The sequence below is a fragment of the Polynucleobacter victoriensis genome, assembly GCF_900187875.1.
Classification (GTDB): domain Bacteria; phylum Pseudomonadota; class Gammaproteobacteria; order Burkholderiales; family Burkholderiaceae; genus Polynucleobacter; species Polynucleobacter victoriensis.
In genome coordinates, this window is record NZ_FYEX01000001.1 from 594,426 (window position 1) to 620,852 (window position 26,427).

Genomic DNA, 26,427 nt, shown 5'->3' on the forward strand with positions numbered 1-26,427 from the left:
GAGGCATTTCTATGCCTTGTGCATTTTGTATACGCTATTGAATAAACCCCTGCTTTGTAACATTTATAGCTGATGTGAGTAGACATTTAAAAGCCCCAGGACCATACTTCAAACCACTTTGACGTCGAAGCCATCAACAATAATTTGATCAACTCTCGTGCCTCGATATCCAGATCTATCTAGTACCTCTTGGGGTGAGTAGCTACCAGATAGTCCCGGGGAGTTGATATCATTCAATATCCGAAATGCGCCACCGTCTAGCAAACCCGTTAGCTTGTAAATATCATGATAAAAACTCATAAATTCAATTTCAGTAATTTTTGTTGAGCTAGCCGCCAATCTATCAAAAACACTTACCATAGCAGACATACGATTCAAGGCGGGTAATTTAGTGTGAAAATTAGTTACCCAAATCGACTCTGTCGAAGATAACTTTTTAAACCACACTTTCTCGTTTGTTATTGCGTTTCTCTGGCTCACCACCGAATTTTTCTTAGGCCAAGGAAACCACGCATATTTTTTATCATACAAAAATCTACAACGAACCGAAAACTCTTGCGTCCTAACGCTACCGACATTTGAATTTTTATCTAAAAAAAGTTCGCAATCGCTAATTTTTCTTAGACCAAAATGATACAAATCAGATTCGATGATGTAAATATACTGGTAATTTCTTTGGAAAATTTTTTGATAATTTTTCAGAACCCAGTAAATGGCACTCCAATACCCAATATTAATGTTAGAGTAAGCAACCTTGACACCAACTGGGAAATCTTTAAAATGATCTTGATATTTTGAATTGTTATCAAAAATTAATAAATCACGAAAAAAAGCAACTTCCTCATTCTGCTCTTTTAGATTCTGTATTACTGCTCTAGCCAAATTTGCTCTATTGACATCCATAGAACAAGTAACCAAAAGATAGAGGGTTTTTGATTTTGTACCCTTAACATCCACTAAAGCCATTTTATTCCGCTCACATCATTTAACCTATAATCAATTCGCGGACATCTTTCTTTAATTTTTACTGCCGGATTACCAGCAACTACAGCATAATCATCAACGCTCTTTGTAACAACTGCACCAGCACAAACCACGGCACCCTTACCAATAGTTACGCCAGGTAGTATTGTTGAATTTGTTGCTACCCATGCATCATCTTTAATCACTATTTCACTCAATGAGGTATGACCCATAGGGTCATTTACATCATGAGCCTGAGATATAAAAAAACTAAATCCTGATACATTTACATTATTACCAATCTTCAAGCCCCCGCGAATAAGAAATACATTATTTGGGCCAATAATGACGTTGTCAGCTATAGACAAACTCGAGACATCATTAAATTTATTACCAGCCCAAATAATACTTTGCTTACCTATAGGGATGTTAAGCAATTTCTTGTACACAAACATTCTGCAGGAGTTACTAAACCATATATGTTTATTAAGCCTGAGAATGATCGCACTTAATCGACGCAATACTTTAGGAAAAATTTTTATCAAAATTTTGCACTCAGATAACTGTCACAAGCATCATAAAAAGAAGATGAAATCACACTCTGCCTGAATGAGTGTTGATGAGACCCGCGTTGATGAGCAAGTACGGGAACACCATTAAATTGATACTCCTCATGATAATTTTCACCCGTCTTAATGAAAGACAATGGCGAATCTGACTTAACTTGAGCAAGCGCGAGATATGGTATTGATTTTCCACATAGAAAACCTGGTATTTTCCAACCAACATCTCTAACAAGTTCATAGCCAACGGGCAAATTATATAAGTCAGACAATTCACTACTATCTATCTTAATGTTTGATGATTTTTCAGGTGAGGTATCAATATCCTTCCAATCATATCGACTAGCAAGGGCACACCAAGTTAATGTTGGTTTATTTTTATATGTTTGAACAAGGCCAAATCCAGAACTCTTTCCTCCTATGGGTTCATAACTAGTACCTATGATTCCATATTCTGTAAGTAAATCAGTAACCCAGACATCCCAATCTTTCATCAACATCACAATATCTGAGTCACTAATAATATCTATTCCCTCACCTCCAGCGATAGCGAATGACGAGTTCAACCCAGCTGCATGGCCATTTGAGCCTTTCATTGGTCTGTAAATACCAATATAAGTTGCAATTTGCCAAAGGTAGTCTTTAAAGTTCTGAGTGACAAAAAATTGAGAATGTTTATACACTTCAATCAATTTATCTGCCATTTGTCCATCAGATAAAATCCTGAATGATTTCAAGTCTAAGCAATGGGCATAGAAAATCAACTCATTAGCACCACTACTCAACCTCTTAAAATTCGACACTAAATACTCATAATATGGTATCGAATTTTCAGATACCGTAACGTGAACTCTAATCATTTTGAAACACACCTATTTTTTTAATATCAAGGATTTCTCATCCAATCGGTTGCCAATAAACTCATGCGCACAAGATTTTGGTACTTACCATCGCGGAAAATAGCTAGGCGCTCAATGCCCTCCTCTTGAAAACCAAGCTTTAAATATAAATTACGCGCCGGGTAGTTATACTCAAGAGTAGTTAAGTTAAGCCTATTAAAACCGCACTGCAAAAAAAGATACTCAAAAAAATACTCGAACATTTCTGTTGCGTACCCAGCTCTGCGATAAGTATGAATTACATCTGCCCCAACTATTACAGATTTATTGACCAAATCAATTTGATCCAATCTAAATACACCAACAAATATGTCACCATCTAATAGTCTAGCCACGTATCTCTTAGATTGCCTTGAAACAGAGATTGCTTCAAACCATTTTTCTTGAGATATCTCAGATACATGCAGAGGATCAGTTAGCAAAGAAAGAACTGAATTATCATTGTGTAAAAGTCTAACATCCTCAATATCACGCTTCTCCATGATCCTGATTGCAAGTCTACTCACTCTATTTTTCATATAAGTCCACTCTATTTATTTTTTCACTTAACATCCTAGCAAGCTCTGACTGAACAACCTCAACCCGAATTGAATTCATACAAACTTTATCATTATCACACCACCCTAGCTGTCCGCAAGGAGCACAGGGGACTGAGTTTGAAATAATTTTATGTAAGTGCGGGTAGCCTGCAAAACTAGGTAAAGTCACCCCACCCCACAAAATTATGGCCCTTGCTTTTACTGCGGCAGCAGCATGCATCAAGCCCCCTTCCGTACCAACAAACAACAAAGAGTCTTTTATTATTAGTGCCGCTTCCCTAAAACTGGTTTTTCCTCGCAAATCTATAACACCTTGCAACAATGTTGTGGTGGAGAGCCCAATCTGTAAAACAGAGACATCAGGATATTTTTTATTAATAAAAAAAACTAGATCTTGCCATCGATCAAGTGGCCAAGCTCTTAAGTCGCCAAACCAGTCAATATTTGTACCCGGCTCAATAACTACATAACTGGACCCCAAAATTCTAGAACTTAAAAAAAATGATGAAAAATTCAACTCATCAGATGAGAAATACATCTCTGGAGAAGGGGCGTTAATTTCTACTTGAAAATTTTTTGCTATAACCTGAATCGCATGGCCACCTGCTTTCCATATCATTCTATTGCCAGTTTGAGATATTGCATAAGAGTGAATTAACATATCTAAATGGATTAATCTGTTACAGCCCTCATCAGCAAGACCTTGAGATTTTTTAAATACATATGTCTCGTATTTTTTCTTAAAATAACTGTGAGAAAAAACAAGATCAAAAAATCGATCTATGACTGTAAATAAACGCGGTTTTCGTTTTGATACTGGCGGAAGAAAAATTAAGTATGGGTTTTCTTTAAAAATCAAATTTTCAGACAATGACTCATACCCATTGAATAATCTTCCAAATACCAAATCTGTGAATTTCGGCTTTTTACAAACAACAACAGGCCGACCATCTTTATCAGACACCCCTCTTACCACCCCGGTCCAAATTAAGTCTCCGCCAATACCCAATGAATACCTCTGAATATATAATTAAGTTAGCTAAATTTCAAAAAATACGCAGCATTAAGGTTTTCCCCATATGTCACTAATTAAGAAAATTATAAGAAAATTACTCCCTCCGATAATTATTGATGTGGTTAACCATTTATTACCTAAAAATCGACGCAGAAAAATACCTGATAAAGAGCTTTACGCGCCTCTTTTTTCGCCATGGCTAGGCCTAGGTGAATTCAAAAATATTCTCACACAAATTAAACCACACACACTTGTTTCGCCTGAAAGAATCTGGATTCTATACAGCTTAGCACGTCAGGCAAAAAATATTCCAGGAAACTTCTGGGAATGTGGTGTATACAAAGGTGGCACAGGTATGCTACTGGCTAATATAGTTAGATCGTCATCAACCACTAAAAAACTTCGGTTATTTGACACATTTTGCGGTATGCCAAGCACACACCCAAAATTTGACCTTCATAAGGAAGGAGATTTTTCAGATAATAGCTTAGAAGCAGTGAAAAACAGAATTCAAGAATGTCCTAATGTTATTTTCCATCAAGGACTTATTCCTGAAACATTTTCAAACTTAGATGCCGAAAAAATATCATTCGCACATATCGACGTTGACATTTATCAGTCTATCTTGGATTGCTGTGAATTTATTTACCCTAAATTATCTTGTGGCGGAGTCTTATTATTCGATGACTACGGCTTCCCCAGCTGCCCAGGAGCAAGACTTGCAGTAGATCAATTCTTCAAAGAAAAACCTGAGGTACCAATTATCTTGCCAACAGGCCAGGCATTTATTATTAAGGTAGCATAAGTTTGTGTAATTTTTTCACACTTTTAGATAATTAAATAATCAAGTCCCTGTAACAATTTTATGCGCTGTATTTAGCCAATCATACTGCGTACGAATCTGTTCAACAGTGTGAACTTGCATGTCTCGCTGAACCGAATTTGGCAATGACATTACTTTATGAATCAAATCTGAAGCCTCATCAGGTGATTGATAACATTGTATAAGCGGTAATTTAGACAAATTGTATGCCTCACCTTCCTTGTGGAAGTTGCGCAAACAAAAAGTACCCCTTGCAACTGTTTCAACTGATTTAACCCAACAACCCGTGCTTCTAGATATTTCTACGCCGTCACAAATCCAAGGCAATGAAGATTCATCATGTGCAAAAAATTTTAATGTCTGTAAATAATTCATGTAATCCGGGTAGTCTAACCGGCCGACACCGATTTCAATGGGTACTCCTGAGCTTTTCAACTGATTGAATACAATTCTTCTGTGTTCATGCATAGCCCCCCTAAAACCAACCATCACTGGTCTATCATTAATACCTGGTCCAACATCACAAAATCTAGGCTCCATCCCCATTCGAACAAACGATGCAGGTATGCCATCATTCATAAGATGATTCGCCCACCAAGGCGCTGTTACATAAACTTTTTCCACATTTAACTCACGTTGTAGAGTTTTATAAACACCCTTAATTGGCGAAGTGTCTATATAACTCTCCCATGGGTCTTGATCATAAATAGTGATAGGGGTATTTAATAACCAAGATTTAAGTGAAGGCCACACTGCATTTAATGTACGCAAACGAAGTACAGAAATAACTTTGTCATACCGTTCCAATCGAACAGAAAACCTCCTCAGGGGAAACAGTGATGATGGAAAAATTTCCAATGGCTCAATGTCGTAGCCATATTCCATAGCAGAATATAGTTGCCTTTGAAAACAATTACTACGGACATAATCAAGAGTATCAACTAAATACAGCAACTTATTTGCCATTACTTCCAATCCTCACATTTATAGACAATCAAAGTCTGACACCTCTTACAAATATAACTTTAATAGATAAGGTATTTATTCAGCAGATGATATATATAACTCTGATGCCTAGAAGATATTAATGTGCTCCTAGATAAGTTTAATTTATCTAGCAAAGCAATCCAGTTATTAACTGTCAAATTTGCAGTATGAGGAAATGCACTCATTTTATTTAAAAAAAATTGATAACCATGCCGCATGTCATGGATAGCTTCAATGATATTTTCTCGCTCAAACATTAAACCATAACCATCACAATACTCTGGCAAACAACCACTATTTCTATAAATTATCGGCAGGCCACATAAGCCCCCCTCGATTTGATGATTACCCCCAGGCTCATTGATTGACGCAGTCAAATAGACATGATGGCGCTTCAACTGCCGAGCTAAAATTTCTCCAGATAGGGGCTCAATATAATTTGCATATTTGAATTTAAATCCTTTTGGTAATTTTCCAATATATGTGAACTCAAATAGTTCTCGCATAAGAGGGTTTGCCAATTGATTATCTAAATCACTATACACATCAAACCCCTTCATCCAGTTGCCACCCCAGTGATGGGTAACAATCTTTAAAGGGCCCTCACCAGACCAAACACTTTGTCCAGATGAATTAAAAATAGATTGGTCACCTCCGTTAAGAATAACACTGCTTGAGCGATTGATATTGCAAGAATTGATCAAGTTTAATTTTTTTAACCAAGCCCCCACATAGACTGTGTGATCCGCACAATAATTAGCCAATCTCAATCTCAAATTCATGAAATAAGTACCTTTGCGCTCATCGCACTCATTAATTCTATGAATCACAATAGTATTAGGAAATAATTTCAAATACTGGAGAATGGCTTTTGCGGCAAAACTAACATTAGGACTAGATGCCCTGGGGTCTGTCATGATTATGAAATCTAAATTAGGCTCATAAAGATCAAAAAAAACTTGATTTCCTGATAAGACAAGACCCTGAGACAAACTCTTTACAAAAGCATTACCACCACCATATGGACCAGTCTGAATTTTATGTCCAATAGCTATCTTGAATGACATATCAAGAACCAATTAACCGATTAGCGAAATCACGCACCTGCAATAGCCTACTTTTATTTAATTTTTGCTTTTCAAATATTTTAGTAAATGCCGCATCTTTGTAATCACACTTTCTAGTCCAAAAAGATGCACTCATTGCGCCAGCTAAAGCCCACGCTCTTGGATCATCTTGACATCCATCGCTAACCCACTTAGTAGCAACCAACTTTAATACTGCATTTTGTTTTTTTAATTTTCTGTGTAATCCATAATGAAATGCCTGTGCTTCATGAGGATTTAGGCAATGCCAAGCTATAGGAGCCAAAGAAAGTACTTGCGAAGGACTCAATACAAGATCATGATTAGTGTCAACTCGATCAGGCATCAATTTATTAGTTGCTTGCTTAAAGATGACTTGAGGTGTGAAGCAATTTAAACCAGCTATGAGACTATCGGTAAAGTAGTCTTTCAAAAATATTTGAATGCCTGTCACCCTTGGATTTGCTCTAAACACGTCTATAATTCTAGAAATTGCTAAATCATCAATCAGCACAGTATCAGCATCAATTTTTATAAAATAGTCGAAATCTAATTTAACGCTTTCCCAACTACTCCATAGAGCGTTGTGTGCCTCCATCTCAGACAACCCTGCAATGACTTGATGTTGGATGAGTGTATTTTTTTGGGCACTTATTGCATCACAAGCGTGATTATATTCAGCCTCACCACTATAAAGCGTACCAATAAAAACTTTGGGTAGATCATTCATTGAATTTACGCACTCAACGACTCTGCTGCTAAGTCCTCAACTAACTGGGCAATTTCAAAACAATTCTCTTTAGTCAACCACCAGCCACATGGCAAGGAAATTTGTCGATCTCCAAATAAACGTGTTCCAGGCAGGCTCGATTCATAGGGTTTGAAGGCACTATACATATCATTAGATAAATGCACTAGGCCAGCGCCCACACCGGCAGCATTCAGTTTTTCAAGCAATAAATCCCTATCAACAGAACTTGAAGTTAAGCAGGTATAAACCCAGTAACTAGATTTTGCTTTCTGAGGAATTTGAATCGGCATAATCAAAGAACTTTTAGCAAAGGCTTTTGTATATACATCAGCATTATGCCGATGCGCATCTAACAACCCTTGAATGTATGGCATTTGAGCCAATCCAATTGCAGCAGAGATATTATTCATATTGAACTTAAATCCAACTTCGCCAGCGCAGATATCAGCACTCCAGCGCTGCCCTTTCCATTCTCCTTTTTCATCCTTAGCAGCATCACGGTCGTAACCAAACCATTTCAACTTCTTTGCTAACTGAAAATCATCTGCCTTTTTGCATACCAATGCGCCACCATCCCCTGAAGACAAATGTTTAATGGCTTGAAATGAGTAACAAGTAAAGTCTGCGTAGTCAGAGATTGGCTTGGCATCCCATGTTGCCCCAAATGCATGAGCGGCATCTTGTATAACAGGAATTCCATACTTTTGACCTAGCTTTGCGATAACCTCCAAATCACAAGGTGTGCCAGCCCAGTTCACGAAAACAATCGCTTTAGTTTTGTTGGTAATTTTCTTTTCAATATCCTTAGGATCAATTGATCCTGATTCCGGAAGAACATCAGCCCATACAATCTTTGCTCCCAAGTTTTCAATTGGTGTGTTGGTTGCGATACATGTCATGGCTGTTGAAATTACCTCGGTACCAGGACCAACTCCAGCAATCTTATATGCCACAGTTAATGCACTAGTGCAGGAATTCATCAAAACCAAATTATCTACATGCAAATAATCTTTTAAAGCATCTTGAAATTGAGTAACTTCAATACCCTCATTAACAAATCCAGAGCGCAAAACAGACTCAATTTTATTTAGAGCATCATCTACTGGCATGTGCACTTTGAACATTGGATACTTCATTCAGCCACCTCAATCTATTGCTTAATATCAACAATTTCTTCAATCTGGCGGCCAACAAAGTCCCCCATTGATTTATCAAAAATACCAATTGAATTTAAATAGGCCTCCAATTCATCTCGAGACATTAAGTCATGATTAGAGGCATAGTCGAATACTTTTGCATCAATCGGAATGCTTGCATGCGCAGGCGATAACTTATAGAAACCATCCTCATCTAGAACGCGCACCGATTCAGGGGCACTTACCAAATCTTCATGCAATTTTTCGCCAGGCCTCATGCCAACAACTTTGACAGGTTTTTTAAACCTATCCGCAAAAATATTTGCCAAATCTAAAATCTTCATCGCCTTTAATTTTGGCAACCAAATCTCACCAGATTTTGCCCCGATTGCAGTAGCCTCAATCAAGTCAATACTCTGATCCAAGGTCATGATGAATCGCGTCATCTCAGGATGAGTCACAGTAAAGCAATCATTCGACTCAGCTTGATGTCTAAACAATGGAATAATCGACCCTCTTGACTCAAGAACATTACCATAACGGACGCCGACAAAGCGAGGCTTAGCCTGTATCAGCGAAGAGCTTGTTACCATTCTTTCAGCAATAGCTTTGCACATTCCATAAACATTGGTTGGAGCGCAGGCCTTATCTGTTGAAACCATCAAAACAGTTTCCAAATTCTGCATCCTATATGCATGATTGATCACGGCATCATTAACATTCTTGATACCCAATATATTGGTCTGCACACTCTCGTAAGGTGATAACTCACATGTATCAACCTGTTTTAATGCTGCAGCGATAATGATGATATGTGGCTGAAAAGTCAGCAATGCTTGCTCTACTCTAGAAGAGTCGCGAATATCACCCACAATAAATTTTGTTGCATTGCCAATTGGCAATTGATTTCTAATAGTCCAGTGCTTAGCTTCATCTCTCGAAAAAAGAGCTAACTCATTTTCCTCACCCAATCTGCGCAACAACGCCTGTCCTAAGGAGCCAGTACCCCCAAAAATGATAATTTTTTTACTTTTAATCAAGGTCTCATTTCCTTTAATTTTTTAATCAGATAGGCACCAGTTAAGATCTATTAACGCAAACCAGATAAATCACATTGTACTCAAGAGCTACCTAAGTCTTCCTAGCATATGATTTATACCAAGCCACCCAGCGGGACAAACCATCCTCAAGACTAACAAGGGGGGAGAATTGAATTAACTGTTGAAGCTCAGAAATATCAGCATAAGTTTCCAAAACATCACCGTCTTGAATAGGCAATAGAATTTTTTTAGCTTCTTGGCCCAAGTTATGCTCTAACAATTCGATGAATTTCAATAATTCAACTGGCTGATGATGCCCAATATTACAAACTCGATAAGGGGTCTTTGGCATATCTGGCATTAATGAAGCCTGGCTAGAGCAAACTCCTGGCGACAACTCTAAGAGAGCTACCGTTGCAAAAACAATATCATCAATATAAGTAAAGTCACGTCGCATCTTGCCGTGGTTAAACACCTTAATAGGCTTACCTGCCAAAATTGCCTCAGTAAACAACCAAGGCGCCATATCTGGTCTACCCCATGGACCATATACAGTGAAATATCGCAAACCCGTTGTGGGCAATTGATATAAATGACTATAGCTATGCGCCATTAACTCATTTGACTTTTTTGTTGCGGCATATAAGCTAACAGGATGATCCACATTTTGAGTGACCGCATAAGGTAACTCTGTATTCGCACCGTACACACTAGAAGAACTAGCGTAAATCAAATGCTTAACGTTAGCATGGCGTGAGCACTCTAAAACATTACCAAAGCCCAAAAGGTTACTCTGAAAATATGCGTGAGGGTTTTGAATCGAATATCGCACCCCAGCTTGCGCTGCTAAATGAATAACATAATCAGGTTTAACTAGATCAAATATTTCTTTTAGAGAGTTGTAATTAGCAATATCGCTCTCAAAGAACTCAAAATTGGCTTGATTCCCAATTTGAAATAAACGAGCTTTTTTTAATACTGGGTCATAGTAATCATTTAAATTATCTACGCCAACAACAGCATATCCTTTAGACAATAAATCCAAAGCGACATGCATGCCAATAAATCCTGCGCAACCAGTAACGATAATTTTTGACATGATCAACTATTACACCTGCCTACACCATAATACTCAAAGCCAAAATTAGTCATTTCATTAGGCTCATAAAGATTACGTCCATCAAATATAACTGAATCAATCAAGCTATTTTTGAGTTGCGTAAAATCAGGCGATCTAAACTCTTTCCACTCTGTGATCAGAATGAGAGCATCACAACCTTTAAGCGCCGACAACATCGTCTCACACAAAGTAATCTGCTCTAAATTTTGAGGCGACTCACGAAAATCTAAGTTAAAGCAATGTTGCGCCTCTTTCATGGCAACTGGGTCATAAGCTTGAACTTTTGCACCGCGGCCCACCAACTCTTTGATGATCATTCTGCTTGGCGCTTCGCGCATATCATCAGTATTTGGCTTAAAAGATAACCCCCAAATTGCAAAAGTTTTCCCCTTTAAATCATCGCCATACCGATTAACCACTTTACGAACCAAAATCAACTTTTGAGTTGTATTAACAGACTCTACAGCCTTTAGTATTTTTAAATCTTGTTGATATTGATTGCCAGTCTGAACCAAAGCTCGAACATCTTTAGGAAAGCAGGAACCGCCATAACCAGTACCTGCATATAAAAAACCATACCCAATTCGGGCGTCAGAACCAATACCTTGACGCACTTGATCAATATCAGCCCCTACATAATCAGCCAAATTGGCCAACTCATTCATAAAGGAAATACGGGTAGCCAACATTGCATTTGCTGCATATTTTGTTAACTCTGCACTGCGCACATCCATGTAATAGGTTCGTTCGTGATGTCTATTAAAAGGCGCATATAGCTTACGCATCCAATCTTTAGCCTGACAACCTGCATCGTCCTCATATGTGCCGATCACAATCCTATCTGGATGCATAAAGTCATCAATTGCAGCACCCTCTTTCAAAAATTCTGGATTAGAAACAACCGAAAAATCTATCACCCTATTCGTTTCGCTCAATACCTCATTAATGGTGGCCTTCACTTGATCAGCCGTTCCAACAGGAACAGTTGATTTATTTACAATAACCTTATATCCACTCATATGCTGGCCAATATGCTGCGCTGCAGACAAGACATGTTGCAAATCAGCAGAACCATCCTCTTTAGACGGGGTTCCTACCGCTATAAATTGAATATCGCCATGATCTACAGCAGCTTGAATATCAGTGGAGAACTGAATTCGACCAGCATCACGATTACGGGCAATCATGGCATCCAGGCCTGGCTCATAAATGGGAACTCCACCACTATTTAATAAATCAATCTTTTGCTGATCTAAGTCCAAACAAAAAACGTGATTCCCAAGCTCGGCAAGACAAGCCCCTGTCACCAAACCAACATACCCCGAACCAATCACCGTAATTTTCATTCTTTAATCCTACCGTATACATCTTCAAAACGAATAATGTCATCCTCACCCAAGTAAGCCCCTGATTGAACCTCAATCATCTCTAGGTCTGTTTTACCTGGATTTTCCAAACGATGTTTAGCTCCAATTGGAATATACGTCGACTGATTTTCTTCTAGCAAGAAAATATCTTCGCCATTAGTTACCTTGGCCGTGCCCTTCACCACAATCCAATGCTCGGCTCTATGATGATGCATTTGTAAACTCAAACTGGCACCCGGTTTAACAGCAATTCGTTTCACCTGAAAACGATCCCCCATATCAATCGAGTCATACCAACCCCAGGGGCGAGCAACACGACGATTCATCACCGCTTGAGAAGTACCATTTTTTTTAAGCTGAGCCACCACTTCTTTGACCTGTTCCACCTTATCAGCAGAAGCCACCAAAACAGCATCGGCTGTATCTACAATCACTAAATCAGAAGTGCCCAACGCTACAACAGGTCGATGGGGTGCATTAATGTAGGTATTAGTCGATTGAATTGCCAAACCTTGACCATTGATACGATTACCAGATGCATCTGCTGGCGATAAACTAGCAACGGCGTTCCAACTACCCACATCACTCCAGGCACCCTTGAATGGCACAACTGCAACTTTATCGAAATGCTCCATCACTGCATAATCAATCGATTCAGAGCGGCAAGCTAAGAACGCTTCTTTATTGGGTCGCACGAAAGCACCATCCACTTGAACTTCTTGCATAGCACTCTGGCAAGACTGCAAAATATCTAAAGCATGCTTTGATAGTGCATCAATTAGTACGGATGCCTGACACAAGAAAATGCCGGCATTCCAAAGATAATTGCCAGATAACAACATGTCTTGGGCTTTATCTGCGGGTGGCTTCTCTACAAAACGCTCCACAGCACAAGTTGAACCACTACCAGCACTAATATCTTCAATACACCCCCCCTGCTGAATGTAGCCATAAGCTGTGCTTGGAAAGCTAGGTTGAACACCAAATGTAACAATGTATCCAGCTTGCGCCGCTGCAATCCCCGACTGCATCGTTGCCACAAACACATCGACATCAGGCACAAAATGATCGGATGGTAAAAATAGCAACAGATCTGAACTAGTAATACCTGGCATGAAAGCAGCACTCGCCATAGCAGCGGCGGTATTACGACCCGCTGGTTCCAAAAGAATATTAGCGCCAGCATCGGTAGCGTCATTGAGTGATGAAGTTAATAAGTCTTGAACAAAGAAACGATGCTCTTCGTTCGTAATGCAAATAGGGGGACCCAGTTTTTTGACACGCTCTATGGTTAAACCCAAAAGACTTTGACCACCAATAAGAGGCACAAATTGCTTGGGAAAGCTTTCTCTGGAAAGTGGCCACAAACGAGTGCCTGAACCCCCGCACAGAATGACCGGTTTGATATTGCTAGACATCCCCAAATTTTATATGAAATGTTGAAGGATTTAAGCTAAAACCATTATTAATTAGGTCTCTAACCTAATCAAATTTAGGAACCTGACCCCAAGAAAGTCCTTGCTGATCCTTCGCATTCAAAATTGGTGCCGCATCTATATTGGGCCACTGAATATTCAAAGTGGAATCATCCCAAACAATACATTGCTCACTAGTAGCATGCCAATAATCAGTCGTTTTATATAAGAACTCGGCCTCATCAGACAAAACTAAAAACCCATGGGCAAAACCTTTCGGTATCCACAACTGTTTCTTATTCTCTGCAGAGAGTTCAACACCTACCCACTGACCATAAGTTGCTGATGATTGGCGAAGATCAACTGCCACATCAAAGACTGCACCACAACTCACCCGCACCAACTTCCCCTGGGTTTGCTGTGTTTGATAATGCAACCCCCTCAATACACCTTTTTTGGATAGCGAGTGGTTATCTTGTACAAACGTAACCTTTCGACCTACAGCAGCAGAGAAGTAATTCTCATTAAATGACTCAAAAAAGAAGCCGCGATCATCGCCAAACACTCTGGGCTCAATGATTAAAACATCAGGAATTCTGGTAGGTGTAACTGTTATTGACATTAATGACTTTCACCAACCATACCCATACTTAAAAACTTCACGACATTTTCTTTAATATAGGCCCGAACCTGATCTTGCCATTCAGGATATTTCTCCGTAAAAGACACGCTTGATAATGCTTTCTTAAGCTTGGTATTATTCAAACGAGAGTTATAAGGTCGCCTGACTTTCATCGAATATTCTACAGTTGGTATAGGTATAACATTTTCAGGTTTAGCATCAAGACACTCACCCTGAGCAATAGCTGCTTCTATCGCCAATACAGCCAAACCATGCCATGACGTTTCACCATCAGGCACCACATGGTAGATCCCAGACTCAATATTTGAATCAATCATCTGCATGCTCATTTTTGCTAACCAATCAGCAGATGTGGGCACTCCAATTTGATCATTCACAATTTCGAGTTGAGCATGCTTAGCAGCTAAGCGCAAGATCTTCTGAATAAAATTCTCACCATCACCATAAACCCAAGATGTTCTTAAGATTAAATATCTGGGAAGCCCATCTTGACATTTGGCATTTCCAGAATCATGCGCCAAATTAAAGGCTTCCTCAATCGCTTGTTCGCCCGCTAACTTACTTTGGCCATAAGCACTCAACTGCTCTAGAGGCCCCGCAATATCTGTCTCCAAGTAGGCTGTTTGACTTGTATCAGCAAAAACATAGTCGGTTGAATAATGAACCAAAATACCATGAGCCACATTAGCAATATAACGAGCTATCAACTCAGGGGCTTTAGCATTAATCGCAAAAGCTAGATCTCGCTCAGCTTCTGCCTTGTCAACAGCCGTATAGGCAGCTGCGTTGATGATGACCTGAGGTTGATAACGATTCAATACCTCCACAATGGAAGACTCACTCGTTAAATCACAGTCAGCACGGCCCAAGAAAACAGTCGGCACCTTGAGATCTTTTAAACAAATTTGTAATGCTCGTCCCACTTGACCATCGCGACCAAACACCACAATGGGTCGGCTATGATCTAGCAGTTCAAAGGATGAGTAAGACATATAAAGGTCGGTAACTATTAATTAGCAATCAATGATTTCATCTACTGTATTGTTTCTGGACCCACTCACGATAAGAGCCACTCAGTATTCCCTCGGTCCACTCTTGATTATCCAAATACCACTGCACTGTTTTTGGGATGCCGGTCTCAAAGGTTTCGGCGGGCCTCCAACCAAGCTCACGCTCTAATTTGGTGGCATCAATTGCATAACGGCGATCGTGCCCTGGACGATCTTTGACATAAGTAATTTGTGTGGCATAAGAGGTACCATCAGTTTTTGGACGCAAACCATCCAAGATCGAGCAAATGGTATGCACAACATCAAGGTTTGGTTTTTCATTCCAGCCACCGACGTTATAGGTCTCACCTAATTTGCCCGCCTCTAGTACACGACGAATGGCTGAGCAGTGATCTTTCACATACAACCAATCACGGATCTGTTGTCCATCGCCATAAATCGGTAAAGGCTTACCAGCCAATGCATTCAGAATCACCAAAGGAATTAACTTCTCGGGAAAGTGATACGGTCCATAGTTATTTGAACAATTGGTTGTGAGAACTGGCAGACCGTAGGTGTGGTGCCATGCACGCACCAAATGATCGGATGCTGCCTTTGATGCCGAGTAAGGACTATTCGGTTGATATGAATTCGTTTCGGAGAATGCAGGGTCAGTTGGAGATAGAGATCCGTACACCTCATCCGTCGACACGTGCAAAAATCGGAACGATTGTTTCTGTGGCTCGGGTAATTCTGTCCAATAAACGCGAACAGCTTCCAGTAAATTGAACGTACCCACCACATTCGTCTGAATAAAGTCCCCGGGACCATGAATCGAACGATCTACATGTGATTCAGCAGCAAAGTTAACGACTGCACGAATAGAGTATTTCTTTAGTAACGAGAGTACTAACTCGTAATCACCAATATCACCTTGTACGAATACGTGACGAGTATCTTTTTCTAGTGATTTGAGGGTAGTCAGATTGCCTGCATAGGTTAGCTTATCTAGGTTGACAATACCTTCAGCGGTAGGATTAGCCAACCAATCCAAGACAAAGTTGCCCCCGATAAAACCTGCGCCACCTGTGACTAGAATCATGATTGATATCTATTGAATAATAGGCATCATTTTCTCATAAACGTGATGAGAAATAAGCTTGAAACGGCATTGGCGTGCGCCACTTGCTCTAACTTATTCACCCAAATGAGAATTAGTCCGTTTTGTAAAAATGAGGTTTTAAGTGATTAACGCCCACTGCGTAAGCTATAGTTTTGATAGCCTCGGATAGGTAAAGCGATCACTAGCACACCGACCATATCCGCCAGAGCATCCATCACATCGCCCTGCCGCCAACCTGTCCATGATTGAATGATCTCAATGACAGCACCATAGAGAATTAGGCTCATCATCATCCTCCAGAAATACTTGGCGTAAACAACAAAGCCCAGCAACATCAGCAGGCCAAAAGCCAAGGCGTGTTGTGCCTTGTCCCACCAATCAAAAATATCGCTAGATACAAACTCTTGTGGGACTAAAAATAAGGTGGTCATTAGCAACATGACCAGCCAAAAAATGAAGCGTGCTAGTAAAGGATGCCGATTGGAATTACTCATCATCCTCTGTGGGCGTGACATCTATGGCTTGCATGTCACGTCGCCATTGTTGATGACGTCTTAGCTCGCTGAGCGTTTTATAGAAGGATCGATCGAGATCATCGTAAACACGTTGTGCGCTATTGAACTGAATAAACTTTAAGAGTCGCTTTTCTTGAATATCAACAACGATTGCTTTAAGACTATCGAAATGATCAACGACCCACTCTTGCTCTTTATATTTGGCGATGAATTTCTGGGAAAAATTAGTGATGAAGTCATATTTTTCATTTAAAGCATTGGTCACCTGCTGTTTAGACCATGAAAGGTGGTCATCATTCTCCATCTTGAGATCACGAGCTGCTATTAACAAAAACTCGTACACAATAGGAGCACCCTGTTGAAGTTGGTCTAACTCCTTTACTGTTGCGCCCTGCTTTGAAAATTTCCGCAAGAGCTTAAAACCTAATTTCCAATCTGGAACGTGGTCTGCTTCTGTAATACGAGCAAGCCCTAGAACTTTTTCTTGAGGATGTCCTCCAAAATCGTATTGGATTTTAAAATATTCAGGTAGCTCAAAAGGCTCACCCAACTTACGAATCAATCCTGCATGCTCTAACTTTTCCACGCGCAACTTTTTCCAAGTAATCACCGCTAGATTGCGAACCATTGCAGCTTCAGCAATGTCTCTGGGCGAAAAGTCGTGACTGAATTGCTCCTCTAAAGCTCTAAAGTCATCTTCACACTCACCAGGCAAAATAATTAGACTTGAATAAGCACCAGTTTTTAGAGCATTACGCGAAGATGCTTGTTTACCAGCATCAGTTTGTGGGCCACCCGAACGTCTACGTCTTGGCAACATGGCTAAGGTTTATTGGATACACTCAACCGAACACCAGGTCGATCATCGGGTGTGCCTATGAATTCAACACCGGCCTCTTCAAATGCCTTTTTTAATGCTTCAAGTGTTTTGACGTTACTACTTGGAACTCCTTCGAAAGACTCCAAACGTAACAAGCTTGAGAAGCCCACACCAGACTTTTCTGCAAGCTCACGTCTAGACCAATCTAACAATCCACGAGCAGCACGAATCTGAGCACTTGTAATCAAAGTTAATTTGACCTTATAATGAGTTAAATTGCATTATTAATAGTTTAATTAACACTTTTTTAAATGCTAAAGGACCTAAAATATGCTTAATAATCAAGATTTTGCCCTGTTGCGAGCTAAAAGTCTAGGTGGATCGGATGTGGGTGCAGTGTTGGGTTTATCAAAGTACCGCAGTGCTGTGGATGTGTGGATGGAGAAGACTGGTAAGGAAATGGCGGTTCGTGATTCTTTACCACTCCGATTTGGTCAGTTTGCTGAATCCTTTGTCGCCTCTGAATATGCCCTAGCAACTGGCTTGTCTTTGGCGACTCATGATGCTGCAATAGTTCACCCTGAGTATTCGTACATGCATGGGCACATTGACCGGTTTGTTCTGTCGGGTGATTTACCCTTGATTGGTTCTAATGGTCGTATTTCTGCTTCACGGATTTTGGAATGCAAGACAGCGAATCCTTTTGCTCAATCAGAGTGGGGAGAGGCTGGTAGTGATCAGGTACCACTCTCATATCTAGTGCAATGTGTTTGGTACATGATGCTCACCAATATTGATCGAACTGATCTAGCAGTTCTATTTGGTAATGCTGACTTTAGGATCTACGAGATTGGTCGAGATCTTGAGCTAGAACAGATGGTTCTGGAAAGAGCTAAATCATTCTGGGAAAACCATGTTCTAACTGACATTGCTCCTGCCGCCACCTCTCAGTCTGACTACAAGACTCTGTTTGGTAAATCAACAGTCAGTAAATCACTCGAGGCGCCTGCTGAGATTTGCGAACTCATTAAGAAGCTCAAATCCCTCAATGAGAAAGTAGAACACTATGAAGCGGAGATTAGTCAAATCAAACAAAGCATCATGGGACAGATGCAAGATGCAGAAGTGCTGACCTACCATGGTCAGACCTTAGCCACCTGGAAGGCACCTAAACCATCTCTAAGACTAGATGCCAAGAGACTCTCTGAAGAACATCCAGACTTAGTCCATCAATACCAAGTACCTATCCAGCATAGTCGTCGCTTGGTGATCAAGGAGCTCTCATGAAAGCACTATCTACAGCAATCAATACACTTTGCCAAACCATGGCTCTTAATCCAGAAGAAGTCCAACTTTGGTTAGATCAACACTTAGGGGTAGCACTCTATCCTCAGGTACAACTACTGAGACTCGCCAATAAGTACCAGTTAGATCCTCTATCGGATGAGATAGCCTTACTTCAGGGGCAAGACCAGACTTATCAACCCTTCATCACCATTGATGGGTGGTCCAAGCTTATTAACAATCACTCTCAATATGCAGGCATGAGTCTAAGAGACTCAACTGAACTCATTAATGGCATACCGACTTGGATGGAGTGCACTATTTATCGAAATGACAGAATATTGCCGATTGTGATTAAAGAATACTTTGAAGAAGTCAGAACCGATCACCCATCGTGGCAACAGATGCCTAGGCGCATGCTAAGACATAGAGTGATACAGCAATGTGCGAGACTGGCTCTAGCCATCTCTGCAAACGAGCCCTCTATTAACCAGGGTAAACAAGTAGATTTAAAATTACCAGAAGGAATGACGCCAGTGAAAAATAGAGTAACAGAGTTAAAGCAATTGATTGCAAAAGTTTAACTATTTATCAAACACTATATTCACTTGTGAGAGTACAGCTTAGGTTAATAAGCTAATTTCCCACCACAATCGACATCACCGCCATACGAACAGCAATCCCAAAGGTGACTTGCTTGAGAATCACCGCCTGCGGACCGTCTGCCACATCACTGGCGATTTCTACTTCTCGGTTCATGGGGCCCGGGTGCATCACGATGGCATCAGACTTAGCGAGTTGAAGTCTTTCTTTGGTAAGACCCCACTCTTTGAAGAATGCATCACCTTCTGGCACTTGACCTGCCTCCATGCGTTCTTTTTGAATTCTAAGAGTCATCACCACATCCACACCTTTTAAGCCCTCTTCGATGTTGTTGTAAATTTTGACACCCATCATGTTGAGGTCTTTGGGCAATAGGCTTTCTGGACCAATCGCTCTGATCTCTGGACAACCTAAAGTCGTCAGCGCGTGGATGTTTGACTTGGCCACTCGGCTGTGAACGATGTCGCCGATGATCGCGACCTTAATGTTTGTGAAGTCCTGCTTGTAGTGACGCATGGTGTACATGTCGAGCAGGCCCTGTGTCGGGTGCTGGTTCGTGCCGTCACCAGCGTTGATCACGTGCACGTGCGGCGGCAGGTGTTGTGCCACCTCTACAGCAGCACCAGTTGTTTTATGCCTCACCACGAAGATGTCGGCCTGCATCGCCACGAGGTTGTCGATGGTGTCGAGTAGCGTCTCACCCTTGGCTGTTGATGAGGTTTGAATATCCAAGTTGACCACGTCTGCAGACAAGCGCTTAGCGGCAATCTCAAAGGTGGTCCTAGTACGCGTGGAGTTTTCGAAGAAGAGGTTGAAGACGTTCTTGCCGCGAAGGAGCGGTACTTTTCTTACCTCCCTGTCCGAGTCGCTCACCGCCACAAACTGCTGGGCGGTGTCCAAGATGTGCAGGATGTGTTCCTTCGACAATCCCTCTAAAGTTAATAGGTGGGTTAACTCACCCCGATCATTTAACTGTAGTTGGCTTGGCGTTTTTGTCATCTTAGGTGAGTATTTTAATCGGTTCTTCTGTTGAGTTATTTTTTATTGTTGGAGTTGTCTTTACCACTGCTTCACTTGTCGCCTCGGCACCTTTTTAAGATTTACCTTTTACTTCGGTCGCAAATTCAAAACGCCCTGTCTCTGCCTGGTCCAGCACCAGAATCTGCTCATCCGCCACCTTGACCTTGGCGCCCTTAAAGGTGGCGTCGACGGGTAGCTGCCTCCTGTGGCGGTCTGCCAAGACCGCGAGGTCGACCTTCGCCGGCCGGCCGTAGTCAAATAATTCATTGAGAGCCGCTCTCACCGTTCTGCCTGTATCCAGAACATCGTCCACCAGGATGATGTGAGCACCCTCGACTTCGAAGGGCAGCTTGGTCGACATGCCCTCGGCGCTGTTGAACGCCTTCACGCCCTTTTCTGCGTAGTCGTCGCGGTGGAAGGAGACGTTGATGACGCCATGGTACGGCAAGCCTAAATCTTTGGCCAAGCGCTCTGCTACCCAAGCGCCGCCGCTGGCCAAGCCTGCCAGCTCAAAGCTCGCGCCTGCCTGCCGCAGGGCCTTGAGCTGCGAGAGCAAGGCCTGGTACAAGTCTTCTGCTGGTGGGATGGCGTGTTGGCTATTGGTCATGATTCTTTTTTTGCTATCTATTTAGTGGAACAGTTCATGGTACCCCGATATTACTCTTTGCGGCCCTGCTCTTGCAGATACTGCTGCAAGATGAGCTGAGCCGCTAGGGCATCGTTCCCGCCCTCAACTGATACCGAGGTGTAGCGCTCGTCGACCCACACGACCTCCCGATGAAAGCGTCCGTGCAGCTGGTTGCCAAAGCGCCTGGCCTTCTGCGTCATGTCGTGCTCGGCGCCGTCGGGGTGCTTGGGCAGGCCGACCACTAGCAGCTGAGGCTGCCACTCGTTGATCACCTGCTCGATGGCTTTGAAGCGCTCGTACTGAAATTGTTGTTCAATAATTTTGAGGGGCTCAGCAGTTCTGGTGAGCGTGTTACCTACCGCAACGCCGATGCGCTTCTCGCCATAGTCAAAGGCCAAGATGGTCTGCAGATTTGTCTGAGCTGCAGCCTGACTGGGTGTTGGTTGCTCAGACATCAGGCGTGCCCCGCCTCGCCGGATAAGAATCCCACATCAATTCCCAATAGGCCCAAGACGTTTTGGTACTTGTACTCGTCCAGGGTGTCAAAGATGATGTGCGCAATCTCTTCTGCAGGCGCCGGCACATTCAGCCAGCCGTTGCGAGCAATCTCATCCTCTAGCTGGCCAGCACTCCAGCCGGCGTAGCCCAAGGTTATTAAAAACCTCTTGGGGCCTTCACCCGCCACAACTGCCTCCAGCACATCTTTAGAGGTCGTCATTGCCAAGCCACCGGGTACTCTTAATGAGGAGCTGTACTTCGGTAGGTCAGCCTGCTCATGCAAGACGAAGCCGCGATCTGTTTGCACGGGCCCGCCAAAGTAAACGGGCTCACTCGCAGTCGGCTGGGTCTCCAGCTGAAGATCGATCTTGTCAAACAAGGTGCCCAAGCTAACGTCCGTCGGTCGGTTGATCACCAAGCCCATCGCCCCGCTGTCCGTGTGGTCGCAGAGGTAGACCACGCTGCCGGCAAAGTTATCGTCGACCATGCCGGGCATGGCGATCAAGAATTGATTGGCCAGGTGCTGCGCGTCGTTGCTTTTTTCTGTCATGCTCTGATTTTATCTGATTAAGCCCCTCCCCTTAAATCGGAATATCTCTATAAAATGAGACGCATGGGCCATGAGAGTGAATCAACACCCACGCCCGAGGAGACAATAATATGACCGCCAGAAATAGCACTGGCTCAAGAGGCTTGGTTTGGCTACGACGTGACCTCAGGGTTCACGATCACCACGCGCTGCGCATGGCGGTGAAGGCCTGCCAGGAGGTTTGGGTCGCCTTCGTCTTTGATACTGATATTTTGTCTTACCTATTGGAGCGCGACCTTAACAAAGATCGTCGCGTCGACTTCATCTGGCAATCCCTGCAAGAGCTTGATGCAGAGCTTAGGGCCAAGGGTGGCGGGCTCATCGTGCGTCACGGCAAGGCAGTCGAGATTATTCCGCAGCTCGCCAAGGAACTAGGAGTTCAGGCCGTCTTTACCAACAAGGACTACGAGCCCGCAGCCATTGAGCGTGATCGCATCGTATCTCTCGCACTTGAATCTTCAGAGATTGCGTTTCATGGCTACAAGGACCAGGTGATCTTTGAGCACCAAGAGGTGCTCACCGGACAGGGCGGCGTGTTCTCCGTGTTCACGCCCTACAAAAACGCGTGGCTGAAAAAATTACAGGCAACTGATTTAGATGCCCATGCGGTAAATTTAGATAGCGGTCGCTTTGCCTCCATCCCCAAATCCTTAGATTTACCCATGCCGAGCCTCTCATCCATGGGTTTTGAAAGTACAGGTATTCAGAGTTACTTGCCCACAGGCATGTCAGGAGCCTCACAACTCTTTGAAGAGTTTGCGGGACGCATTGATCACTATCACGCAACGCGCGACTACCCATCCGTCAAGGGTCCTAGCTACCTGTCTGTACACTCACGCTTTGGCACGATTTCTATACGAGCGCTCGTGCGCGAGGCGCATCAGCGCATGTTGGCCGGCAGCATGGGCGCGACCATTTGGCTGTCTGAACTCATTTGGCGAGACTTTTATTTCATGATTCTGAGTAATCACCCAAGACTGGCACCATCCGTGAGTAAGAAAACACTCTTACATGGCACCGCTGGTCATGAATCATTCAAACCAGATTACGACAAGATTGTTTGGGAAAGTGGCCCTAAAGCACAGAAGCTTTTTAAAGCATGGTGTGAGGGCAAAACAGGTTATCCACTAGTAGATGCAGCGATGCATCAACTCAATCAAAGTGGTTATATGCATAACCGCTTGCGCATGGTCGTTGCTTGTTTTCTCATCAAAGACTTGGGCATTGATTGGCGTTGGGGCGAACAGTATTTCGCTGACCATCTCAATGATTTTGACTTTGCTGCGAACAATGGTGGCTGGCAATGGGCCTCATCCAGTGGTTGCGATGCGCAGCCCTACTTTAGGATTTTTAATCCAATTACCCAATCTGAGAAATTTGATGCAGAGGGCAAATTCATTAAAAAGTATTTGCCACAACTCTCTAAACTATCCAAGAAAACAATTCATGCGCCTTGGTTAGCTGGCGATATTGAACTGGAGATTGCAGGTATTCGATTGGGTAGAGACTATCCCCTACCAATTGTGCAACATGATGAGGCGAGGAAGAACACCTTGATTAGGTACTCAGTGGTCAAAAAAGAATCTTTGTGATTTTTTAATCAAAGACCTACTGGTCTTTTAAGTCCTGGCACTTGCACGAACTGCGGCCTTTTACCCAAAGACATGGCAGTAAGCTGCCCACCCCACACACAACCCGTATCTAAACCAACGACATTCTTTTTCTTTAGCAAGCCAAGAGTTGACCAATGACCAAAGACCACTTTGGCATCTTGAGTCTTTCGGTTTGGTACTGCAAACCAAGGCATGTAACCTCGTGGTGCGTCACCCGCACCCTCCTTGCTTGCAAACTCCATCACGCCCTTTGCCGTGCAGAAGCGTAATCTCGTGAATGAATTAATGATGACTCTCAAGCGCTCCGCGCCCTTGAGTTTGTCACTCCACTGATTCGGCGTGTTGCCGTACATCTCTACGAGCGACTTGACGTAGTTTTTATGACGCAAGACTTTTTCTAGTTCATGGGCCAACTCGAGTGTTTTTGTCACATCCCATTGCGGCAAGATACCCGCGTGTACAAACATGGTGTTGAAGTTGTCCTTACCACTGTACAAAGCCATTGGACGATGTCTCAACCAATCGATCAATTCTTTACGATCGGGGGCTTTTAGGATGTCATCCAAGGTATCTAGCGACTTAGGTCCACGAATGCCTGCGTCTCTTGCGAGCAAATGCAAGTCATGATTACCCAAAATACATTCTGCCTGCCCAGATTCCTGCAAGGCTTTGAGTGTACGCAGCGCGCCCAAAGAATCAGGGCCGCGATTGACCAAATCGCCGACGCAAATGATCTTGGATTTCTTGGGTAATTGCTTGATGAGCTGCTTTAACTGCTGGTGGCAGCCTTGCACATCTCCGATAGCAAATATGTGGTCCATGAATGCTGAATAATTAACGCGCCAATGCGGCAAATGATTTCTCTGCCGCACTAAACATTTCTGCTAACACCGCATCATCGTGCGCAATCGAAATAAATCCCGCTTCATAAGCAGACGGCGCCAAGTACACACCGTTGTCTAGCATCAAGTGGAAGAATTTTTTAAATGCTTCAATATCACTCGCTGTGACATCGGCGTAAGAAGTTGGGATTTTTTCAGAGAAGTACAAACCAAACATGCCGCCCACACTGTCCACTGAAAATGTCACGCCTGCTTGCTTGGCTCTTTCTGCAAGGCCATTCACAAACTTTTTGGTTTGCGTGCCCAAGCACTCATAAAACCCTGGCTGAGTGATGATGTCCAAGTTAGCCAAGCCGGCAGCTACTGCTAAAGGATTCCCCGACAAGGTACCCGCTTGGTAGACGTTACCGATAGGCGCAAGCTTATTCATGATGTCACTGCGACCACCAAAGGCTGCCATTGGCATACCGCCACCCATCACCTTGCCCAAACAAGTTAAGTCGGGTTGAACGCCGTGCAAACTTTGTGCACCCCCTAAGGCCACACGAAAGCCTGTCATTACTTCATCGTAAATCAGCACAGCACCTTCTTTGGTGGTGAGATCACGCATGGCTTTAACAAAAGTAGCACTTGGCTGAATCAGATTCATATTACCTGCAATCGGCTCAACAATCAGCGCGGCGATCTTGCCCGCATTTTGTTTAAACGCTAACTCAAGAGCTTCCACATCGTTATACGGCAAGACCAAGGTGTGTTTTACCAAGTCTTGTGGCACGCCGCCAGATGATGGCGCATTCTGTGTGCTATCAGCAAAGGTCAACATGCCTGAGCCTGCCTTCACCAATAAGCTATCCGCATGACCGTGATAACAACCTTCAAATTTAATGATCAAGTCACGACCAGTAAAACCACGTGCTAAGCGCAATGCACTCATGGTGGCTTCTGTACCACTGGAGACCAAACGCACCTGTTCAATGCTTGGCACCAATTGGCAGATGCGCTCTGCCATGACAATCTCGCCTTCAGTGGGCGCGCCATAACTAAAACTATTCACAGCCGCATCTTGCACTGCTTTGACCACAGCCGGATGAGCATGACCCACAATCATGGGACCCCATGAACCGATGCAATCAATGTATTTCTTATCGTCTGCATCCCAAAAATAAGCACCCTGCGCACGCTTCACAAAACGTGGCACACCACCCACTTGACGAAACGCGCGTACTGGAGAGTTCACACCGCCCGGCGTGGTTTTTTGGGCTCTTAAAAATAATGCTTCGTTCTTGCTCATGAGTTTGGATTAATATTTATTCAGTAAAAAGGTACAGCTTAAAACTTCAAAGCCACCCGAGGGTGGCTTTCTGCATCGCAATGACTTAGATGACCGTCATCTCAAAGTCTTCCTTGCGTGCACCGCACTCTGGACAAGTCCAGTTCATCGGCACATCTTTCCACAAAGTGCCAGGAGCAATGCCTTCATCCGGAAGACCAGCTTCTTCATCGTAGACCCAGCCACAAATCAAACACATATAAGTTTTAAATTCCATGATTCTTTCC

The 26,427-nt window shown here is 42.7% G+C and carries 30 protein-coding genes; 4 read left to right on the top strand and 26 right to left on the bottom strand.

Going from position 1 to position 26,427, the window contains the following annotated elements; genetic code table 11:
* Positions 1-108: 108 nt before the first annotated feature.
* The 5 genes from CFR83_RS03085 to CFR83_RS03105 all read right to left on the bottom strand — a co-directional run bounded on the left by CFR83_RS03085 (position 109) and on the right by CFR83_RS03105 (position 3,928).
* Positions 109-966, bottom strand: coding sequence for a hypothetical protein (locus tag CFR83_RS03085; RefSeq protein ID WP_088812510.1), 858 nt, complete (start codon positions 964-966; stop codon positions 109-111).
* Positions 957-1,412 carry an acyltransferase gene (locus CFR83_RS08450; protein ID WP_279304971.1) on the bottom strand — a complete coding sequence of 152 codons (456 nt, stop codon included), beginning with the start codon at positions 1,410-1,412 and terminating at the stop codon, positions 957-959. Before CFR83_RS08450 ends, CFR83_RS03085 begins: the two co-directional genes overlap by 10 nt.
* A gap of 92 nt (positions 1,413-1,504) precedes the next feature.
* The gene (locus tag CFR83_RS03095; protein WP_133062456.1) at positions 1,505-2,386 is read right to left on the bottom strand and encodes a hypothetical protein; all 882 of its coding nucleotides are present in this window, start codon (positions 2,384-2,386) and stop codon (positions 1,505-1,507) included.
* 26 nt (positions 2,387-2,412) lie between these two features.
* A complete protein-coding gene (locus CFR83_RS03100) occupies positions 2,413-2,943 on the bottom strand; it encodes a GNAT family N-acetyltransferase (protein ID WP_088812513.1) in 531 nt (176 codons plus the stop codon).
* Positions 2,933-3,928 carry a glycosyltransferase family 9 protein gene (locus CFR83_RS03105; RefSeq protein ID WP_088812514.1) on the bottom strand — a complete coding sequence of 332 codons (996 nt, stop codon included), beginning with the start codon at positions 3,926-3,928 and terminating at the stop codon, positions 2,933-2,935. Before CFR83_RS03105 ends, CFR83_RS03100 begins: the two co-directional genes overlap by 11 nt.
* Before the next feature lie 115 nt (positions 3,929-4,043).
* Between CFR83_RS03105 and CFR83_RS03110 the strand changes: the two genes are divergently transcribed.
* Positions 4,044-4,784 (top strand): TylF/MycF/NovP-related O-methyltransferase, encoded by a 741-nt coding sequence (locus CFR83_RS03110; RefSeq protein ID WP_088812515.1) that lies wholly within the window; start codon positions 4,044-4,046, stop codon positions 4,782-4,784.
* 39 nt (positions 4,785-4,823) lie between these two features.
* On the opposite strand, the gene CFR83_RS03115 is transcribed toward CFR83_RS03110, so the two are convergent.
* From CFR83_RS03115 to CFR83_RS03180, 14 genes are all read right to left on the bottom strand, one after another.
* Complete coding sequence (locus tag CFR83_RS03115; RefSeq protein ID WP_088812516.1) at positions 4,824-5,768, bottom strand: hypothetical protein; 945 nt, start codon at positions 5,766-5,768, stop codon at positions 4,824-4,826.
* A 59-nt stretch (positions 5,769-5,827) separates the two neighbouring features.
* The gene (locus tag CFR83_RS03120; protein ID WP_088812517.1) at positions 5,828-6,856 is read right to left on the bottom strand and encodes a glycosyltransferase family protein; all 1,029 of its coding nucleotides are present in this window, start codon (positions 6,854-6,856) and stop codon (positions 5,828-5,830) included.
* 1 nt (position 6,857) lies between these two features.
* Positions 6,858-7,604: a hypothetical protein gene (locus CFR83_RS03125; protein ID WP_088812518.1), complete on the bottom strand. Its 747-nt coding sequence runs from the start codon at positions 7,602-7,604 to the stop codon at positions 6,858-6,860.
* A 5-nt stretch (positions 7,605-7,609) separates the two neighbouring features.
* Positions 7,610-8,761, bottom strand: a complete 1,152-nt coding sequence (locus tag CFR83_RS03130; RefSeq protein WP_088812519.1) for a DegT/DnrJ/EryC1/StrS family aminotransferase — start codon at positions 8,759-8,761, stop codon at positions 7,610-7,612.
* Positions 8,762-8,775: 14 nt separating this feature from the next.
* Positions 8,776-9,801 carry a polysaccharide biosynthesis protein gene (locus tag CFR83_RS03135; RefSeq protein ID WP_165765045.1) on the bottom strand — a complete coding sequence of 342 codons (1,026 nt, stop codon included), beginning with the start codon at positions 9,799-9,801 and terminating at the stop codon, positions 8,776-8,778.
* Positions 9,802-9,892: 91 nt separating this feature from the next.
* A complete protein-coding gene (locus CFR83_RS03140) occupies positions 9,893-10,900 on the bottom strand; it encodes an NAD-dependent epimerase (RefSeq protein ID WP_088812521.1) in 1,008 nt (335 codons plus the stop codon).
* 2 nt (positions 10,901-10,902) lie between these two features.
* The gene (locus CFR83_RS03145) at positions 10,903-12,267 is read right to left on the bottom strand and encodes a UDP-glucose dehydrogenase family protein (RefSeq protein ID WP_088812522.1); all 1,365 of its coding nucleotides are present in this window, start codon (positions 12,265-12,267) and stop codon (positions 10,903-10,905) included.
* A complete protein-coding gene (locus CFR83_RS03150; RefSeq protein WP_088812523.1) occupies positions 12,264-13,706 on the bottom strand; it encodes a mannose-1-phosphate guanylyltransferase/mannose-6-phosphate isomerase in 1,443 nt (480 codons plus the stop codon). Before CFR83_RS03150 ends, CFR83_RS03145 begins: the two co-directional genes overlap by 4 nt.
* 64 nt (positions 13,707-13,770) lie before the next feature.
* Positions 13,771-14,325 carry a dTDP-4-dehydrorhamnose 3,5-epimerase gene (gene rfbC, locus CFR83_RS03155; RefSeq protein WP_088812524.1) on the bottom strand — a complete coding sequence of 185 codons (555 nt, stop codon included), beginning with the start codon at positions 14,323-14,325 and terminating at the stop codon, positions 13,771-13,773.
* Positions 14,325-15,338, bottom strand: a complete 1,014-nt coding sequence (gene rfbD, locus CFR83_RS03160) for a dTDP-4-dehydrorhamnose reductase (protein ID WP_088812525.1) — start codon at positions 15,336-15,338, stop codon at positions 14,325-14,327. Before rfbD ends, rfbC begins: the two co-directional genes overlap by 1 nt.
* 37 nt (positions 15,339-15,375) lie before the next feature.
* Entirely contained in the window at positions 15,376-16,437 is a 1,062-nt protein-coding gene (gene rfbB, locus CFR83_RS03165; protein WP_088812526.1) for a dTDP-glucose 4,6-dehydratase, read from the bottom strand.
* 146 nt (positions 16,438-16,583) lie between these two features.
* Positions 16,584-16,898 carry a VanZ family protein gene (locus tag CFR83_RS03170; protein ID WP_165765046.1) on the bottom strand — a complete coding sequence of 105 codons (315 nt, stop codon included), beginning with the start codon at positions 16,896-16,898 and terminating at the stop codon, positions 16,584-16,586.
* Between the two features lie 46 nt (positions 16,899-16,944).
* Entirely contained in the window at positions 16,945-17,793 is an 849-nt protein-coding gene (locus CFR83_RS03175; RefSeq protein ID WP_088812528.1) for a hypothetical protein, read from the bottom strand.
* A gap of 2 nt (positions 17,794-17,795) precedes the next feature.
* The gene (locus CFR83_RS03180) at positions 17,796-18,041 is read right to left on the bottom strand and encodes a helix-turn-helix domain-containing protein (RefSeq protein WP_088812529.1); all 246 of its coding nucleotides are present in this window, start codon (positions 18,039-18,041) and stop codon (positions 17,796-17,798) included.
* Between the two features lie 82 nt (positions 18,042-18,123).
* Between CFR83_RS03180 and CFR83_RS03185 the strand changes: the two genes are divergently transcribed.
* Together CFR83_RS03185 and CFR83_RS03190 are read left to right on the top strand one after the other, a co-directional pair.
* Positions 18,124-19,080: a YqaJ viral recombinase family nuclease gene (locus tag CFR83_RS03185; protein ID WP_088812530.1), complete on the top strand. Its 957-nt coding sequence runs from the start codon at positions 18,124-18,126 to the stop codon at positions 19,078-19,080.
* Complete coding sequence (locus CFR83_RS03190; protein WP_088812531.1) at positions 19,077-19,661, top strand: recombinase RecT; 585 nt, start codon at positions 19,077-19,079, stop codon at positions 19,659-19,661. Before CFR83_RS03185 ends, CFR83_RS03190 begins: the two co-directional genes overlap by 4 nt.
* 52 nt (positions 19,662-19,713) lie before the next feature.
* On the opposite strand, the gene CFR83_RS03195 is transcribed toward CFR83_RS03190, so the two are convergent.
* From CFR83_RS03195 to CFR83_RS03210, 4 genes are all read right to left on the bottom strand, one after another.
* Positions 19,714-20,679 (bottom strand): aspartate carbamoyltransferase catalytic subunit, encoded by a 966-nt coding sequence (locus tag CFR83_RS03195; RefSeq protein WP_088812532.1) that lies wholly within the window; start codon positions 20,677-20,679, stop codon positions 19,714-19,716.
* A 94-nt stretch (positions 20,680-20,773) separates the two neighbouring features.
* Positions 20,774-21,307 (bottom strand): bifunctional pyr operon transcriptional regulator/uracil phosphoribosyltransferase PyrR, encoded by a 534-nt coding sequence (pyrR, locus tag CFR83_RS03200; RefSeq protein WP_088812533.1) that lies wholly within the window; start codon positions 21,305-21,307, stop codon positions 20,774-20,776.
* A gap of 50 nt (positions 21,308-21,357) precedes the next feature.
* Entirely contained in the window at positions 21,358-21,783 is a 426-nt protein-coding gene (gene ruvX, locus CFR83_RS03205) for a Holliday junction resolvase RuvX (RefSeq protein WP_088812534.1), read from the bottom strand.
* Positions 21,783-22,376, bottom strand: coding sequence for a YqgE/AlgH family protein (locus tag CFR83_RS03210; protein WP_088812535.1), 594 nt, complete (start codon positions 22,374-22,376; stop codon positions 21,783-21,785). The genes ruvX and CFR83_RS03210 overlap by 1 nt, the downstream gene beginning before the upstream one ends.
* A 110-nt stretch (positions 22,377-22,486) precedes the next feature.
* On the opposite strand from CFR83_RS03210, the gene CFR83_RS03215 reads away from it, so the two are divergent.
* On the top strand, positions 22,487-24,007 hold the full coding sequence (locus CFR83_RS03215; protein ID WP_088812536.1) for a cryptochrome/photolyase family protein: 1,521 nt from the start codon (positions 22,487-22,489) through the stop codon (positions 24,005-24,007).
* A gap of 8 nt (positions 24,008-24,015) precedes the next feature.
* Here CFR83_RS03215 and CFR83_RS03220 read toward each other — a convergent pair whose 3' ends face one another.
* The 3 genes from CFR83_RS03220 to CFR83_RS03230 form a co-directional block, all read right to left on the bottom strand.
* Entirely contained in the window at positions 24,016-24,900 is an 885-nt protein-coding gene (locus CFR83_RS03220) for a symmetrical bis(5'-nucleosyl)-tetraphosphatase (protein ID WP_341476331.1), read from the bottom strand.
* On the bottom strand, positions 24,863-26,161 hold the full coding sequence (gene hemL / locus CFR83_RS03225) for a glutamate-1-semialdehyde 2,1-aminomutase (RefSeq protein ID WP_088812538.1): 1,299 nt from the start codon (positions 26,159-26,161) through the stop codon (positions 24,863-24,865). The genes CFR83_RS03220 and hemL overlap by 38 nt, the downstream gene beginning before the upstream one ends.
* 85 nt (positions 26,162-26,246) lie before the next feature.
* Positions 26,247-26,417, bottom strand: a complete 171-nt coding sequence (locus CFR83_RS03230) for a rubredoxin (protein WP_088812539.1) — start codon at positions 26,415-26,417, stop codon at positions 26,247-26,249.
* Positions 26,418-26,427: the final 10 nt, after the last annotated feature.